Annotated in this window: 13 protein-coding genes and 1 riboswitch; of the genes, 2 read left to right on the top strand and 11 right to left on the bottom strand. The window is 73.8% G+C overall.

Annotation, left to right across the window (positions count from 1 at the left end):
• Window positions 1-26 precede the first annotated feature (26 nt).
• Window positions 27-1,562, top strand: a complete 1,536-nt coding sequence (locus ACF09E_RS02610) for an amino acid permease (protein ID WP_361857898.1) — start codon at window positions 27-29, stop codon at window positions 1,560-1,562.
• Between the two features lie 81 nt (window positions 1,563-1,643).
• Here ACF09E_RS02610 and ACF09E_RS02605 read toward each other — a convergent pair whose 3' ends face one another.
• On the bottom strand, window positions 1,644-2,405 hold the full coding sequence (locus ACF09E_RS02605; protein ID WP_392203493.1) for a GntR family transcriptional regulator: 762 nt from the start codon (window positions 2,403-2,405) through the stop codon (window positions 1,644-1,646).
• A gap of 184 nt (window positions 2,406-2,589) precedes the next feature.
• Between ACF09E_RS02605 and ACF09E_RS02600 the strand changes: the two genes are divergently transcribed.
• Entirely contained in the window at window positions 2,590-3,930 is a 1,341-nt protein-coding gene (locus ACF09E_RS02600) for a DUF2252 domain-containing protein (RefSeq protein ID WP_392203492.1), read from the top strand.
• Between the two features lie 56 nt (window positions 3,931-3,986).
• Here the strand turns inward: ACF09E_RS02600 and ACF09E_RS02595 are convergent, their stop codons facing one another.
• The 10 genes from ACF09E_RS02595 to dhaK form a co-directional block, all read right to left on the bottom strand.
• Entirely contained in the window at window positions 3,987-5,378 is a 1,392-nt protein-coding gene (locus ACF09E_RS02595) for an FAD-dependent oxidoreductase (RefSeq protein ID WP_392203491.1), read from the bottom strand.
• Between the two features lie 101 nt (window positions 5,379-5,479).
• A complete protein-coding gene (locus tag ACF09E_RS02590) occupies window positions 5,480-6,016 on the bottom strand; it encodes a PadR family transcriptional regulator (protein ID WP_392203490.1) in 537 nt (178 codons plus the stop codon).
• Between the two features lie 32 nt (window positions 6,017-6,048).
• The gene (locus tag ACF09E_RS02585; protein WP_392203489.1) at window positions 6,049-8,064 is read right to left on the bottom strand and encodes an FAD-dependent oxidoreductase; all 2,016 of its coding nucleotides are present in this window, start codon (window positions 8,062-8,064) and stop codon (window positions 6,049-6,051) included.
• Window positions 8,065-8,312: 248 nt separating this feature from the next.
• Window positions 8,313-9,173, bottom strand: coding sequence for an energy-coupling factor ABC transporter ATP-binding protein (locus tag ACF09E_RS02580; protein WP_392203488.1), 861 nt, complete (start codon window positions 9,171-9,173; stop codon window positions 8,313-8,315).
• Window positions 9,170-9,919, bottom strand: coding sequence for a cobalt ECF transporter T component CbiQ (cbiQ, locus tag ACF09E_RS02575; RefSeq protein ID WP_392203487.1), 750 nt, complete (start codon window positions 9,917-9,919; stop codon window positions 9,170-9,172). The genes ACF09E_RS02580 and cbiQ overlap by 4 nt, the downstream gene beginning before the upstream one ends.
• Before the next feature lie 6 nt (window positions 9,920-9,925).
• Window positions 9,926-10,444 (bottom strand): energy-coupling factor ABC transporter substrate-binding protein, encoded by a 519-nt coding sequence (locus tag ACF09E_RS02570; RefSeq protein ID WP_392203486.1) that lies wholly within the window; start codon window positions 10,442-10,444, stop codon window positions 9,926-9,928.
• A complete protein-coding gene (locus tag ACF09E_RS02565) occupies window positions 10,441-11,139 on the bottom strand; it encodes an energy-coupling factor ABC transporter permease (RefSeq protein WP_392203485.1) in 699 nt (232 codons plus the stop codon). The genes ACF09E_RS02570 and ACF09E_RS02565 overlap by 4 nt, the downstream gene beginning before the upstream one ends.
• A gap of 28 nt (window positions 11,140-11,167) precedes the next feature.
• A riboswitch (cobalamin riboswitch) is annotated at window positions 11,168-11,400 on the bottom strand.
• 82 nt (window positions 11,401-11,482) lie between these two features.
• Window positions 11,483-11,920 (bottom strand): PTS-dependent dihydroxyacetone kinase phosphotransferase subunit DhaM, encoded by a 438-nt coding sequence (locus tag ACF09E_RS02560; protein ID WP_392203851.1) that lies wholly within the window; start codon window positions 11,918-11,920, stop codon window positions 11,483-11,485.
• Window positions 11,921-12,078: 158 nt separating this feature from the next.
• Window positions 12,079-12,717 (bottom strand): dihydroxyacetone kinase subunit DhaL, encoded by a 639-nt coding sequence (gene dhaL, locus ACF09E_RS02555; RefSeq protein WP_392203484.1) that lies wholly within the window; start codon window positions 12,715-12,717, stop codon window positions 12,079-12,081.
• 26 nt (window positions 12,718-12,743) lie between these two features.
• Complete coding sequence (gene dhaK, locus ACF09E_RS02550; RefSeq protein WP_392203483.1) at window positions 12,744-13,736, bottom strand: dihydroxyacetone kinase subunit DhaK; 993 nt, start codon at window positions 13,734-13,736, stop codon at window positions 12,744-12,746.
• Window positions 13,737-14,009 lie beyond the last annotated feature (273 nt).

Here is a 14,009-nt window from a genome sequence, read left to right as displayed (position 1 = left end):
CTCACCCCCCGTCCCCGGAGGAACGCATGTCCCGCACGGCCCCCGACCCCACCGACGCGCTGCGCAAACCACCCCCGGCCCAGGACGAGGAGGCGCGGCTCCGGGAACTGGGCTACCAGCCCGTCCTCGCCCGCCGCATGGGCGGCTTCGGCAACTTCGCGATCAGCTTCTCGGTCATCTCCGTGCTCTCCGGGTGCATGACCCTGTACGGCTTCGGCCTGGGCACCGGGGGCCCCGCCGTCATGCTGTGGGGCTGGGTCGGCGTCGGCCTCTTCGTGCTGTGCGTGGGCCTCGCGCTCGCCGAGGTCACCAGCGCCTACCCGACCTCGGGCGCGCTCTACTACATGGCCGACCGGCTCGGCGGACGCCGCTGGGGCTGGTACACCGGCTGGCTGAACCTGCTGGGCCTGCTCGGCGCCATCGCGGGCATCGACTACGGCGCCGCCCTCTTCACCGGCGCCTTCCTCAACCTCCAGTGGGGCTTCGAACCCACCGCGGGCTCCACCTTCCTGATCTTCCTCGCGATCCTGCTGCTCCACGCCGTCCTCAACCTCTTCGGCGTCCGCCTGGTCAGCGTGCTCAACTCGATCAGCGTCTGGTGGCACCTCGCGGGCGTGGCCGTCATCGTCGGCGCCCTGGCGTTCGTCCCGGACCGGCACCAGTCCGTCGACTTCGTGTTCACCGAGTTCGTCAACGACACCGGCTGGGCCAACCCGTTCTACGTGGCCGCGATCGGCCTGCTCCTGGCCCAGTACACCTTCTCCGGCTACGACGCCTCGGCGCACCTCTCCGAGGAGACCTCCAACGCCTCCGTCGCCGCCTCCCGGGGCATCGTGCGGGCCATCTGGGTCTCCTGGCTCGCCGGGTTCGCCCTCCTCGCCGGGCTGACCTTCGCCATCCAGGACTACTCCGCCACGCAGAACAGCGCCACGGGCGTCCCGCCCGCCCAGATCTTCCTGGACGCGCTCGGCACCGGCGGCGCCACCGCCCTGCTCCTCGTCGTCATCGTCGCGCAGCTCTTCTGCGGCAACGCCGAGGTGGCCGCCGCCAGCCGCATGGTCTTCGCGTTCAGCCGCGACAACGCCCTCCCCGGATCGACGATCTGGCGCAAGGTCAGCGGCCGTACCCAGACCCCCGTCCCGGCCGTCTGGCTCTCCGTCGCCGTCGCGGCGGTGCTCGCCCTGCCGTCGCTGTACTCCGCCACCGCGTACGGCGCCGTCACCGCGATCAACGTCATCGGCATCACGCCCGCCTACGCCATCCCGATCTACCTGCGCCTGCGCGCCGGCAAGCGGTTCACCCCCGGCCCGTGGAGCCTGGGGCGCTGGAGCAGGCCGATCGGCTGGACGGCCGTCGCCTGGGTGGCGTGCGTGACCGTGCTGTTCTGCCTGCCGCAGAAGTCCCCGGTGACGGTCGACACCATGAACTACGCCGTGATCGCGCTGGCCGTCGTGCTGGTCCTGGCGAGCGTCTGGTGGTACGTCGCACGCCGCTCGTACGGCACGCCGACGACGTACGGCAACGCCCGCGAGGAGGCGGAGATCTCCGAGGGCATCATCTGACGGAGCACCGGGCCGCGCCCGGACCCGCGCCGTCGGGGGAGCCGGCCCCCGTCCCCGTACCGGACGGGGACCGGCTCGCCGTCAGGCGCTGAACTCGTACGTCCAGGCCGCGGACTGGGCGGAGAAGTCGATGTCCGTGATCTCCAGCGCGCGACCGTGCTGGTCGCTCACCACTCGGTGGACGAGCAGCCGGGCCGCGCCGCCGCCGGCCGCCGTCGCGGTCGGTCCCGGCACACCGACCGACTCCCGGTGCGTGACCCGCAGGCCCGCCTGGTGCATCCAGTGGTAGAGCAGCCGCAGATCGGGCTGCCGTCGCCCGTCGCGCCCGCGCCGGTAGCGGGCGAGCTGCGGGATCTCGGTGAGCGCCGGCCGGGAGAACCAGGACACCGCCCGCTGGAGCGCCGTCCCCTGCGGTCCGAGCACCACGTGCCGGTGGACCAGCGTCGGCTCGCCCGGCGCGAGCAGCAGCCGCGCCGTCAGCGGCGTGGGCGCGGGCTCCCAGGTGAGCGAGGCCCGGACCAGCGCCTCCGCGGCGCGGGGGCCGCCGGGGAAGGTCCGCCGGACGGCGCTGGGGGCCGGGGCGGAGACCTCGCTCCCGCCCTCCGTCCCGGAGGCGGCGAAGGTGCCGCGCCGGTCGGTCACCACGAGTCTCTCGTCCCGGAGCAGCTGGAGCGCACTGCGCACCGTCTGCCGGTTGACGTGGTAGCGCTGGGACAGGGATCGTTCCGAAGGAAGCCTGGCGCCGGGGGAGATGCGGCGGTGGGCGAGGTCCTCGCGCAGCGCGGCGGCGACCCGGAGATAGAGCGGCGCTTCTGCCGCCGCCTCGGATTCGGGCTCGGCCATGTTCAACCCTCTCTTCACTCAACGTGACCACATGGGCCGTGTGGGTGATCAATTCCTATCATTGGTCTAAACCATTTTGCCAGTGCCGCCCCGCAGAGTGGCCGAAACGAGCGAGTCGCCTTGTAATGAGGTGCCAGGTGACGGCGGTGGGACCGCGACCGACGGGAAAGGCGGGTGAGGCCGGATGATGACACCGTCCGCGCGTGCCGAGCGGGGCAGGGCGGCCCGCAAGCGCGTCCCCCGCTCCTCCCACGGCCGCTGGATACCCAGCTCGCAGCGCCCCGACCCGGTCGACGTGCTCGAACGCCAGGCCCTCGACCGGCTGCCCGAGCTGGCACCCCTCCGCTACGGGCGGATGGCGTCCTCGCCCTTCGCCTTCCTGCGCGGCGCGGCCGCCGTCATGGCCGCCGACCTCGGCGCCCAGCGCCACACCGGACTCACGGTCCAGCTCTGCGGCGACGCCCACCTCCTCAACTTCGGGGTCTACGCCTCACCCGAACGGACGCTCCTCTTCGACGTGAACGACTTCGACGAGACGCTCCCCGGACCGTTCGAGTGGGACGTGAAGAGGCTCGCCGCCAGCGTCACCGTCGCCGCCCTCCAGAACGGCGGCAGCCGCCCCAAGGCGCACCGCGCGGCGCTCGTCGCCGTGGAGTCGTACCGGAGCACCATGCGCCGCCTCGCCGACCTGGGGGAACTCACCGTCTGGTACGAGCGGATCGCCGCCGACGACCTCGTCCCGCTGGTCCGGCGCGACGAACGCGCCCGGTTCGAGAACCGGCTCGCCCGCGCCCGCCGGCGCACCAGCCTCCACGCCCTCGCCAAGCTCACCGAGACCGACGCGACCGGCGCCCGGCACATCGTCGACGACCCGCCCCTCCTCGAACGCACCACGGACGTCGACCGCGTCACCCTCGGCAAGATCTACAACGACTACCGCAGCTCCCTCGCCGAGGACCGGCGGGTCCTCCTGGACCGCTTCCGCTTCCTGGAGGCCGCCCGCAAGGTCGTGGGCGTCGGCAGCGTCGGCACCCGCTGCTTCGTGCTCCTCCTCGAAGGCCGCGACGACGGCGACCCGCTCATCCTCCAGATCAAGGAGGCCGGCCGGTCCGTCCTGGAGCCCTACCTGGAGCCGAGCGCGTACGACCACCAGGGGCACCGCGTGGTGTCCGGACAGCGCCTCATCCAGGCCGCGAGCGACATCTTCCTCGGCTGGATGACCGGCCCCGAGCGACGCCACTTCTACTGGCGCCAGCTCCGCGACATGAAGGGCTCCGCCGAGGTCGAGTCCATGTCCCCCGCGATGCTGCGGGACTACGCGCGGCTCTGCGGACGCGCCCTCGCCCGCGCCCACGCCCGCTCCGGCGACCGCATCGCCATCGCGGCCTACCTCGGCGGCTCCGACGTCTTCGACCGCGCGCTCGCCGACTTCGCCGTCTCCTACGCGAGCCAGAACGCCGACGACTACGCGGCGCTCGGCGGGGCCATCGCCGCGGGGATGGTCACCGCGGCGCCCGGCGCCTGAGGAGCCGCCGCCCGCCGGCCGGGGCCTCACCAGGGGCCCCGGCCGGCCGCGCGCCGCTACGCGTCCCGCCGCAGGGGCGGCTCCGAAGGCGTCCCGGGAGCCGGCCCGAACAGCACGGCCCGCGCCACCGAAGGGGCGAAGAGGCGCGTCAGCGGAGCCGTCAGGGTGATCGCCTCGCGGTACGGCGCCCCCACCGCCGGATCGCCCGCGGCCCGCTCCACCACCCGACCCAGGTACCAGCCGACGCCCCGGTCCAGCGGACCCGGCCGGGCCGCGTCACCGGTCGCCCCCGGCATCTTCTTGTCCGCGCCCGCCGAGATGTCCCAGGCCTGCCGCGAGGCGTCCAGCAGCGCCCGCTGCACCCTCCGGGTCGTCGGGGTGCGCTTCGGGTCCGCGAGCGCCGCGCGCAGCGCGACCGCGGTGAGGGCGGCCACGGCCATGCCCTGCCCGTAAATGGGGTTGAACGCGCACAGCGCGTCGCCGACGGCCAGGAAGCCGGCCGGACGGCGGCCCGGGCGGTCGTACCGGCGCCGGACGTTCGCGGTGTTGCGGAAGCCGTACACCGGGGACACCGCCTCGGCCCGCGCCATCCAGTCGCTGATCACCGGGTGCGGCAGCCGCTTCGCGAACTCCTCGAACGCGCCCTCGTCCGTGGGCGGTTCGTCGCCGCGCAGCCCCGATAGGGTCACCAGGTGGTGGCCGTCGCCCAGGGGCAGCACCACACCGCCGTACACCTGGGCGGGGTTGGGCACGATGTAGTAGCCCCGGGCGTCGCTGTCCCCGTCCTCGGCGGGAGCGCGGTACACCCGGGTGCCGTACGCGAGCCCCGTGTCCAGGGTCTCCTCGTGCGGAGCCTCCGCGCCGATCCCCGCCAGCCAGTCGCCGGCCCTGGTGGACCGCCCGGAGGCGTCCACCACCAGGTCGGCGGCGAGCGTACGGGTCTCCCCGCCGGCCCCCTTGCCCCGCTCGCGCAGCCGTACGCCCCTGACCCGCGAGGAGTCACCGGTCAGACCCACGGTCTCGGTGCCCTCGACCAGTTCGATCCGGGGATCGGCCAGCACCCGCCGCCGCACCAGCCACTCCAGCTGCGGCCGCGAGCCGGTGTAGTGGTGGACGGTGGCGGCCGTGCGGCGGAACCACCTGCCGTTCTGCCACTGGACCATGTCGCCCGGAGCGCCCACCGCGGGCGCGCCCAGCCCCGCAAGCTCGTCCGTGAACCCCGGCAGCAGCTCGTCCAACGCCCGCTGCCCGCCGGCGATCAGGACGTGCAGGTGCCGCCCCTGCGGAACGCCCGCCCGCGCCTCCGGCCCCTCGGGCAACCGGTCGCGCTCGACGACCGTGACCCGCTCCGCGTGCTCGGCGAGCACCCGGGCGGCCAGCAGCCCGGCGAGACTTCCCCCGATGACCACCGCGTGACGCGTCGCGCGATGCCCCAAGTCGTCGGCCATACCCGCCCTTTCGTGTCGTGGATCTCCAACGTCCCAGTATCCACGGGGCCACGCGCCGAAGGCCGCCACCACCACACCGTTTCGGCCGCGCGGCGGCGGTCCTACTCCGCGCCCAGTTCCGCCAGCGCCCCCGTCAGCCACTCCACCCAGAAGCGTTCCATCTCGATCCCGCCCCGCAGCACGAGATGGCGCAGTCGGTCGGGTTCCGAGTGGCGGCGCTCGTTCGGGAAGTCGCGCGCCTCGATCGCCAGGTACTCGTCCAACTGCTCCCGGTGCAGCGCGAGGTGGCGGTTCAGCTCGGCGCGCAGGCCCGAGGCGCCGACGACCGCGGCCGCCCGCATCCGGAGCAGCAGCGCGGCCCGCATCGGCTTCGGGTCCTCCGACCTCGCCACCCACGCGCCGAGCTCCTCGCGGCCCGCGGGCAGCACCTCGTACTCCTTGCGCTGCCCCCGCACCGGCACCGGGGAGGGCAGGGCGCGGATGTGCCCCGCCTCCTCCAGCCTGCCCAGCTCGCGGTAGATCTGCTGGTGCGTGGCCGACCAGAAGTAGCCGATCGACCTGTCGAAGCGGCGCGTCAGTTCGAGACCGGAGGACGGCTTCTCTAGCAGAGCGGTCAGGATCGCGTGCGGGAGGGACATGAGCGCATCCTAGGAGCGGCCGGCCACCGCGGTCACAGGCCTGCCGCGAGCCGGGTGCCCTGGTCGATGGCCCGCTTGGCGTCCAGCTCGGCGGCCACGTCGGCGCCGCCGATCAGGTGCGCCGTGCGGCCGGCCGCGATCAGCTCCTCGTAGAGGTCGCGGCGCGGCTCCTGGCCCGCGCAGAGCACGACGGTGTCGACGGGCAGCAGCTGCCGCTCCCCGCCGATCGTGAGGTGCAGGCCCTCGTCGTCGATCCGGTCGTACGACACCCCGGCGACCATCGCGACGCCGCGGTGCTTGAGCTCGGTGCGGTGGATCCACCCGGTGGTCTTGCCGAGACCGGCGCCGACCTTGGACTCCTTGCGCTGGAGCAGGTGCACCTGGCGCGGCGGCGCGGCACGCTCCGGGGTGCGCAGGCCGCCCCGGTTCTCGTAGGAGGTGTCGACGCCCCACTGGCGGAAGTACGTCTCGGGGTCCTGGCTCGCGCCCTCCCCGCCGTCCGTCAGGAACTCCGCGACGTCGAAGCCGATGCCGCCCGCGCCGATGATCGCGACCCGCTCGCCGACGGGCGCGCCGTCCCGCAGCACGTCCAGGTAGCTGAGGACGCTCGGGTGGTCCACGCCCGCGATGCCGGGGGTGCGGGGCGAGACGCCGGTGGCGACGACGACCTCGTCGAAGTCGTCCAGGTCGCCGGCCGAGACCGGGGTGCCGAGGCGCACGTCGACCCCGCGCTCGTCGAGCTGGACGCGGAAGTAGCGGAGCGTCTCGTCGAACTCCTCCTTGCCGGGCACCTTCTTCGCGATGTTCAGCTGGCCGCCGATCTCGGAGGCCGCGTCGAACAGGGTCACCGAGTGCCCGCGCTCGGCCGCCGACACCGCGCAGGACAGCCCCGCCGGGCCCGCGCCGACGACGGCGATCCGCTTGGTGCGGCGGGTGGGGGAGAGGACCAGTTCGGTCTCGTGGCAGGCGCGCGGGTTGACCAGGCAGGACGTGATCTTCAGGTTGAAGGTGTGGTCCAGGCAGGCCTGGTTGCAGCCGATGCAGGTGTTGATGGTGTCGGCGCGGTCGGCTGCGGCCTTGGCGACGAAGTCCGGGTCGGCGAGGAAGGGGCGGGCGAGGGAGACGAGGTCGGCGCGGCCGTCGGCGAGGATCTCCTCGGCGACCTCGGGGGTGTTGATGCGGTTGCTGGTGACGAGCGGCACGGAGACCTCGCCCATCAGCTTCTCGGTGACCCAGGTGTAGGCGCCGCGCGGCACGGAGGTGGCGATGGTGGGGATCCGCGCCTCGTGCCAGCCGATGCCGGTGTTGATGATGGTGGCCCCGGCCGCCTCGATCTCCTTGGCGAGCCGGACGACCTCCTCCAGGGTGGAGCCGCCGGGCACCAGGTCCAGCATGGAGAGGCGGTAGACCAGGATGAAGTCCTCGCCGACGCGCTCGCGGATCCGGCGGACGATCTCCAGCGGGAAGCGGACGCGGTTCTCGTAGGAGCCGCCCCACCGGTCGGTGCGCTGGTTGGTCGCGGCGGCGATGAACTCGTTGATGAGGTAGCCCTCGGAGCCCATCACCTCGACGCCGTCGTAGCCGGCCTCCTTGGCGAGCACGGCGCAGCGGGCGTAGTCCTCGACGGTCTGCTCGACCTCGGCGTCGCTCAGCTCGTTCGGCACGAAGGGGCTGATGGGGGCCTTGAGGGCGCTGGGCGCGACGAGCGCGGGGTGGTAGGCGTACCGGCCGAAGTGCAGGATCTGCATCGCGATCCGGCCGCCTTCGGCGTGCACGGCGTCGGTGATCAGCCGGTGCTCGGCGACCTCGTCCGCGGTGGTGAGCTTGGCGCCGCCGTCCCAGGGGCGACCGGCGTCGTTGGGCGCGATGCCGCCGGTGACGATGAGGCCCGCGCCGCCGCGGGCCCGCTCGGCGTAGAAGGCCGCCATGCGCTCGAAGCCGTGCTCGGTCTCCTCGAGCCCGACGTGCATGGATCCCATGATCACCCGGTTGGGCAGGGTGGTGAACCCGAGGTCGAGCGGGTTCAGCAGGTGCGGGTACGGGGTCATGGGGGCGCCTCCTCGCGCAGGATCGTCGCCCTCAGTTCTAGGGGACCCCCACTCGTTATGCAACTAGTTGCAGAAGATTCGGGACGTGACCTCTACTACTCGGTAGCTTTATCGGGTGGCGCCCTGCGCACGGCGCCGCGCGGTCGCCGGACCGGGGCGGAGCGCCGGGCGGGTGCCCTGTCGAGCACGGGGCGCCGGCCGGCGCCGGGATTCCGGCCGCGCCGGGCGCGTGGCGCCGCGACCTCGGCCTACTCCGTCCCGCGCGACGACGCCGCCGTCCCGAGCCAGGCGTCCAGCTCCTCCGGCGCGCGCGGCTCGGCAGCCCCCTCCGGGAGCAGGCCGTGGCCGCGGAGCAGCCGGGCCACCGCCGTGCCCCAGGGGCGGCGCAGCCGGGCCTCGGCGAGCAGCACGTCGTCCGCGAGGAGCTCCGCGACCGGTCCGGTCCGCAGCCCCGACGGAGCGAGCACCGCGGCCTCGTCCGCCCAGCGCAGCGCCAGGTCCACGTCGTGCGTGGCCATCAGCACCGTCGTGCCGCCCTCCCGCAGCCGCCCGAGCGCGTCGAGCAGCCGCTCCTGCCCGTGCGGGTCGAGACCCGCCGTCGGCTCGTCCATGATCAGGACGCGCGGCCGCATCGCCACCGCTCCCGCGATCGCCGCGCGCTTGCGCTGCCCGTACGACAGCAGATGCGTCGGCCGGTCCGCGAGCGCCGTGATGTCCAGCGCCGCCAGGGCCTCGCGCACCTGCCGCCGTACCTCGTCCTCCGGCAGCCCCAGGTTCGTCGGACCGAACGACACGTCCTGTTCCACGGACGCGGCGAACAGCTGGTCGTCGGGGTCCTGCACCACCAGCTGGACGGTGGTCCGCAGCCGGGTCAGGCCCTTCCGGTCGTACGCCACCTCCGCGCCGTCCAGGCGCAGGGTCCCGCTCGCACACCGCAGGCCGCCGCTGAGCAGGCGCAGCAGGGTCGTCTTGCCGCTGCCGTTGCGGCCGAGCAGGGCCACCGCGCGTCCCTCCGCGACGGCGAAGTCCACACCGGTCAGCACCGGAGGCCCGTCCTCGTAGGCGAAGCCGGCCTTCACCAGTTCCACGACAGGGGTCGGAGACGTCACGGAAGGAGCCTTTCCAGTACGAGGGTGACGGCGACGAGACCGGTGAGCAGGCCGCCCGTCGCGGCGAGGAACGGGCGGGAGACCGCGCAGGCGGGTACCAGGACCCGCAGGGTCCCGTCGTATCCGCGTCCGGCGAGCCCCGACTGCAGGCGCTGGGCGCGGTCGAAGGCCCGCACGAAGGCGGTGGCGCCGAGGCCCGCGAGCGAACGCCAGGTCGCGGCCCGCGTGGTGTGCCCGAGCCGGGCCGCCTGGGCCTGCCGGATCTTGGACATCGCGTCCAGCAGCATGAAGATGATCCGGTACATCACCAGCGCCACGTCCACCACCGGCGCCGGCACCCCCGCGCGTACCAGCCGGGGGAGGACGTCGGACACCGGCGTCGTGAAGGCGAAGAGGAGCACGCCGAGCGACGCCGACGCCGTCCGCAGCAGCAACTCGCCCGCGTGCACCGGGCCGTCGGGAGCGAGGGAGACGAACCCGCGGGAGCCGCCCACCTCGAAGAGCAGCGGAATCGCGCCGGTGACGCAGAACCCGAGCGGGATCCGGAACGCCCGCCACAGCGCCCGGCCCGGCACACCGGCCGGTCCGAGCAGCACCGCGAGCGTGGCCGCCGCCACGAGCGCCGCGCCGGGCCACGGCGGCAGGCCGACCGCGCACAGGGTGAGACCGAAGCCGAGGAACGCCTTCTCGGCGGGATGGCGGCGGCGCCAGCGACTGCTGTGCGCCGCCGCGTCGATCGGCAGCATCCGGGGCTACGCGCCCGGTCCGCGGCCGGATCCTCCACCGGCGGCCGGCCCTCCGCCGCTACCGTCCCCGGCCGCCGTCGTGGCCGTCCGCGAGGCACCGGCGGCACCGGGTGCGCCGGCCCCGGGCAGGTCGGACGCACCGGCCCCGGCCCCTTCGGCCCCGGCCCCTTCGGCCCTGGTCAGGTCGGCCCCGGGCAGGTCGGCCCCGGAACCCTCCGCGACGGCTCGCGCCGCCCCCTGCCGACGGCCGCGGCGCAGGCCGAAGTAGTACGCCAGGACGCCGGCGCCGAGAGCGGCCTGCAGGGCGAACAGCGCGGACTCGATCTCCCCGGACGGGGGTTCGTAGAGCGGGCTGAACCACGGTTCGTAGTCCGGCCGCAGCTCCGTGATCGCGGTCTCGGCCTCCGCGTCCGCCCCGGCGAAGGGCTCCTCCTTGTGGTCGCCGAGCCCCAGGGCGAGCGGCAGCACCGCGAGCGCGGCGACGACGAGCAGCAGCAGGGTGTTGATCTTCGCGTTCCGGCTCATCGCGCGGCCGCCTCCTCGCGTCGCTCCGACGTGCGCCCGGCGAGGACGCCGAGCCGGACCAGTTCGCCCTTGCTGGACTGGGTGAGCAGGCGCATCACCAGCACGGTGAGCAGGCCCTCGCTCACGGCGAGCGGGATCTGCGTCACGGCGAAGATCCCGCCGAACTTGGCGAGCGCGCCGGGGATGCCGCTGCCCGGGTCCGGGAAGGCGAGCGCCAGCTGGACGCTGGTCACGCAGTAGGTCGACAGGTCGGCGACGAACGCGCCGAAGAACACGGCGACCATCAGCGGCGCGCCGAACCGGCGCAGCAGCACGTAGGCGCCGTAGCCCGCCCACGGCCCGACGATCGCCATCGAGAAGACGTTCGCGCCGAGCGTGGTCAGGCCGCCGTGGGCGAGCAGCAGCGCCTGGAACAGCAGGGTGATGGTCCCCAGGACCGCCATGATCGGCGGCCGGAACAGTATCGCTCCCAGACCCGTACCGGTCGGATGGGAGCAGCTGCCGGTCACCGAGGGCAGCTTGAGTGCCGACAGGACGAACGTGAAGGCGCCGGCGGCGCCGAGCAGCAGCGTGGACTCCGGGTTGGACCGCACCTCGCGGGTCAGCGCGCGGACCCCGTGGACGACGAACGGCGCGGACGCGACGCCCCAGGCGGCCGCGTGCACAGGGGGTAGGTACCCCTCGGCTATATGCATGGTCGGGAGACCCTCTCCAGCACCTCGTGGATGGACAACGCACCCTGGCCGGTCTCCTGGCTGACGGTCATTCCGTCCGGCTCCGCCTTCCCACACCACGAGGGTCTCCCGACGTGGTCCAGTGGCTTCCCGAGGGCGTTCCCCGGGGGTGGAGCCGGACCTCCCGATCACAGTGGCGAGGGCCGCACCGGTACCGCACCGGTTTCCCGTACACCAAGGCCCTGCGACATTAGTGCGTTGACCTGCTGGATCACAACAAGGCCGGTACCGGGTGCGGCCCCACGCCCACTCCCCGCAGTCGGCCCGGGCGGCACCGGACGACCGCCGGGGGCCGCTCCCTCCGTCAGTCCTTGCGGTACGCGTACGCCTCCGCCGCGGCGGCCGCCACGGCGTCCAGGTCCCCGCCGGCGCCGGCGGTGACGCAGGCGGCGACCGCGCCCTCGACGAACGGCGCGTCCACGAGCCGGGCGCCCTCGGGCAGTTCGTCGCCCTCGGCGAGGAGGGCCTTCACGGTCAGCACCGCACTGCCCAGATCGACGAGGAGCACCACTCCCGCGCCGCGGTCGGCGGCCTTCGCCGCCTCGCAGATCAGCGCGGAACTCGTCCCGAGACCGCCGTCGGGGGTCCCGCCGGCCGGCACGACCGGGGCGAGGTCGCCGCCCCCGGCGAGCCCGCGGGCCAGCTCGGCGACGGAGGCCGCGACGGCCGCGCTGTGCGACACGAGCACGATGCCGACCGGACGGCCGCGGTCGGTGCCGCCGGTCCCGCTCTCGTCGCTCACACCGTCGGTCCGACTCACGCCGCTCACACCGTCCGTCCCGCTCACGTCACGCACTCCGTCGGTACGACTCACGCCACGCACACCGTCCGTCCCGCTTTCGCCGCTCGATCCGTCGTTCCCGCTCCCGCCGCTCAGCCCTCCGCTCTCGCCCCCGCCGCTCATGCCGTCCCCTCGGCGGCAGGGTGCTCCTCGCCGCGGGCGACCTCGTCGAGGGCGGCGAAGAGCAGCGCCGAGGACGTGGCCCCCGGATCCTGGTGCCCCACCGACCGCTCGCCCAGATAGCTGGCCCTGCCCTTGCGCGCCCGCAGGGGTACGGTCGCCAGGGCGCCCTCCGCGGCGGCCGCGCGCGCGGCGCCGAACGAAGCGCGCAGCCCGTCCACCGCCGGCGTGAGCGCGTCGAGCATCGTCTTGTCGCCGACCTGCGCCCCGCCGAGCTGGGACACGGCGGCCACTCCCGTACCGAGCGCCTCCGCGAGCTGTTCCCGGGTGACGCGCGGGTCGTCCCCGAGGGTCTTGCCGGTACGGCGGAGGAGCGTGCCGTACAGCGGTCCCGAGGCGCCGCCCACGGTGGAGATCAGCTGCCGGCCGGCTGCGGTGAGGGCGGCGCCCGGCGTCGCGGGCGGGTCCTCGCCCAGGGCGGTGGTCACGGCGGCGAAGCCGCGCCGGAGGTTGGCGCCGTGGTCCGCGTCGCCGATGGCCGAGTCGAGCTCGGTGAGCCGGTCCGCCTCCCGGTCCACGGACTCGGCCACGGCGGCCAGCCAGCGCACGAGGAAGGCGGCGTCGAAGGTCTGCGTCATGTCGGGCTCCTGTTCCCTCGTCCGTCTCACCGGCCCCAGCGCAGCGCGGGCGTCGCCACGGGGGCGTCCCAGAGGCGCAGGAGCTCCTCGTCGACCTCGCACAGGGTGACCGAGCAGCCGGCCATGTCGAGCGAGGTCACGTAGTTGCCGACGAGGGTCCGGGCGACCGGCACCCCGCGTTCGCCCAGGACGCGCTGGACCTCGGCGTTGAACCCGTACAGCTCCAGGAGCGGTGTCGCGCCCATGCCGTTCACGAGGGCGATGACGGGGCCCGAGGGGCGGAGGTCCTCGACGACGGCGTCGACGGCGAAGTCGGCGATCTCCCGGGAGGTCATCATCGGGCGCCGCTCGCGACCGGGTTCGCCGTGGATCCCGACGCCCAACTCCAGCTCGCCCTCGGGGAGGTCGAAGGTGGGGCTGCCCTTGGCGGGGGTCGTGCAGGCACTGAGGGCGACCCCGAAGGAGCGGGAGCGCTCGTTGACCCGGCGTGCGATCGCCTCCACGCGCTCCAGCGGAGCGCCCTCCTCGGCGGCGGCTCCCGCGATCTTCTCGACGAAGAGGGTGGCACCGGTCCCGCGCCGCCCGGCCGTGTACAGACTGTCCGTGACGGCGACGTCGTCGTCGACCAGGACCTTGGCGACCTGGATGCCCTCGTCCTCGGCGAGCTCGGCCGCCATCTCGAAGTTCAGCACGTCACCGGTGTAGTTCTTGACCACGAACAGCACGCCGGCTCCGCTGTCGACGGCGGCGGAGGCCCGCACCATCTGGTCGGGCACGGGGGAGGTGAACACCTCGCCGGGACAGGCGGCGGCCAGCATCCCGGGCCCCACGAACCCCCCGTGCAAGGGCTCGTGCCCGGAGCCCCCGCCGGACACCAGCGCGACCTTGCCGTCCAGGGGCGCGTCCCGCCGCACCACGACCCGCCGCTCCACGTCGACGGTGAGCTCGGGATGAGCGGCGGCCATCCCCCGCAGCGCGTCGGCGACGACGGTCTCGGGGACGTTGATGAGCATCCTCATGGTTACCTCCTGATGGGACTGGCAGGCATGTGACTGAGCAGGCTTCTCGCAGGTCAGGGTAGCTGGAGTGACTTATTGATCTTGTCGGTTCGTGTGCCCCGGGGCGGTTTCGCGCGGTACCGATGCCGACCCGTCGCCGACGCGCCTGACCTGTCGTCAGGGGCGGCTTGTCCTGGGTGCACCGGGCATGTGGGCATGATGGGCAATTATCGGCTGAGGGGTGTGGTCGCGCACGGGTGCGTCGCTGCCGGAGAGTCCGGTTCTGCGCCGACC

Source organism: Streptomyces sp. NPDC014891, assembly GCF_043081085.1.
Classification (GTDB): Bacteria; Actinomycetota; Actinomycetes; order Streptomycetales; family Streptomycetaceae; genus Streptomyces.
The sequence above is the reverse complement of the archived record's forward strand: the minus strand, read 5'-3'. Positions and strand labels throughout refer to the sequence as shown.

Bases quoted from the DNA above. Each gene is read 5' to 3' on its own strand.
- ACF09E_RS02585 (WP_392203489.1), bottom strand. From the start codon at position 8,064: ATGACCCCGTACCCGCACCTGCTGAACCCGCTCGACCTCGGGTTCACC.
- dhaK (WP_392203483.1), bottom strand. From the start codon at position 13,736: ATGAGGATGCTCATCAACGTCCCCGAGACCGTCGTCGCCGACGCGCTG.
- ACF09E_RS02565 (WP_392203485.1), bottom strand. From the start codon at position 11,139: ATGCATATAGCCGAGGGGTACCTACCCCCTGTGCACGCGGCCGCCTGG.
- ACF09E_RS02590 (WP_392203490.1), bottom strand. From the start codon at position 6,016: ATGTCCCTCCCGCACGCGATCCTGACCGCTCTGCTAGAGAAGCCGTCC.
- ACF09E_RS02610 (WP_361857898.1), top strand. From the start codon at position 27: ATGTCCCGCACGGCCCCCGACCCCACCGACGCGCTGCGCAAACCACCC.
- ACF09E_RS02600 (WP_392203492.1), top strand. From the start codon at position 2,590: ATGATGACACCGTCCGCGCGTGCCGAGCGGGGCAGGGCGGCCCGCAAG.
- ACF09E_RS02595 (WP_392203491.1), bottom strand. From the start codon at position 5,378: ATGGCCGACGACTTGGGGCATCGCGCGACGCGTCACGCGGTGGTCATC.
- dhaL (WP_392203484.1), bottom strand. From the start codon at position 12,717: ATGACGCAGACCTTCGACGCCGCCTTCCTCGTGCGCTGGCTGGCCGCC.
- cbiQ (WP_392203487.1), bottom strand. From the start codon at position 9,919: ATGCTGCCGATCGACGCGGCGGCGCACAGCAGTCGCTGGCGCCGCCGC.
- ACF09E_RS02570 (WP_392203486.1), bottom strand. From the start codon at position 10,444: ATGAGCCGGAACGCGAAGATCAACACCCTGCTGCTGCTCGTCGTCGCC.
- ACF09E_RS02605 (WP_392203493.1), bottom strand. From the start codon at position 2,405: ATGGCCGAGCCCGAATCCGAGGCGGCGGCAGAAGCGCCGCTCTATCTC.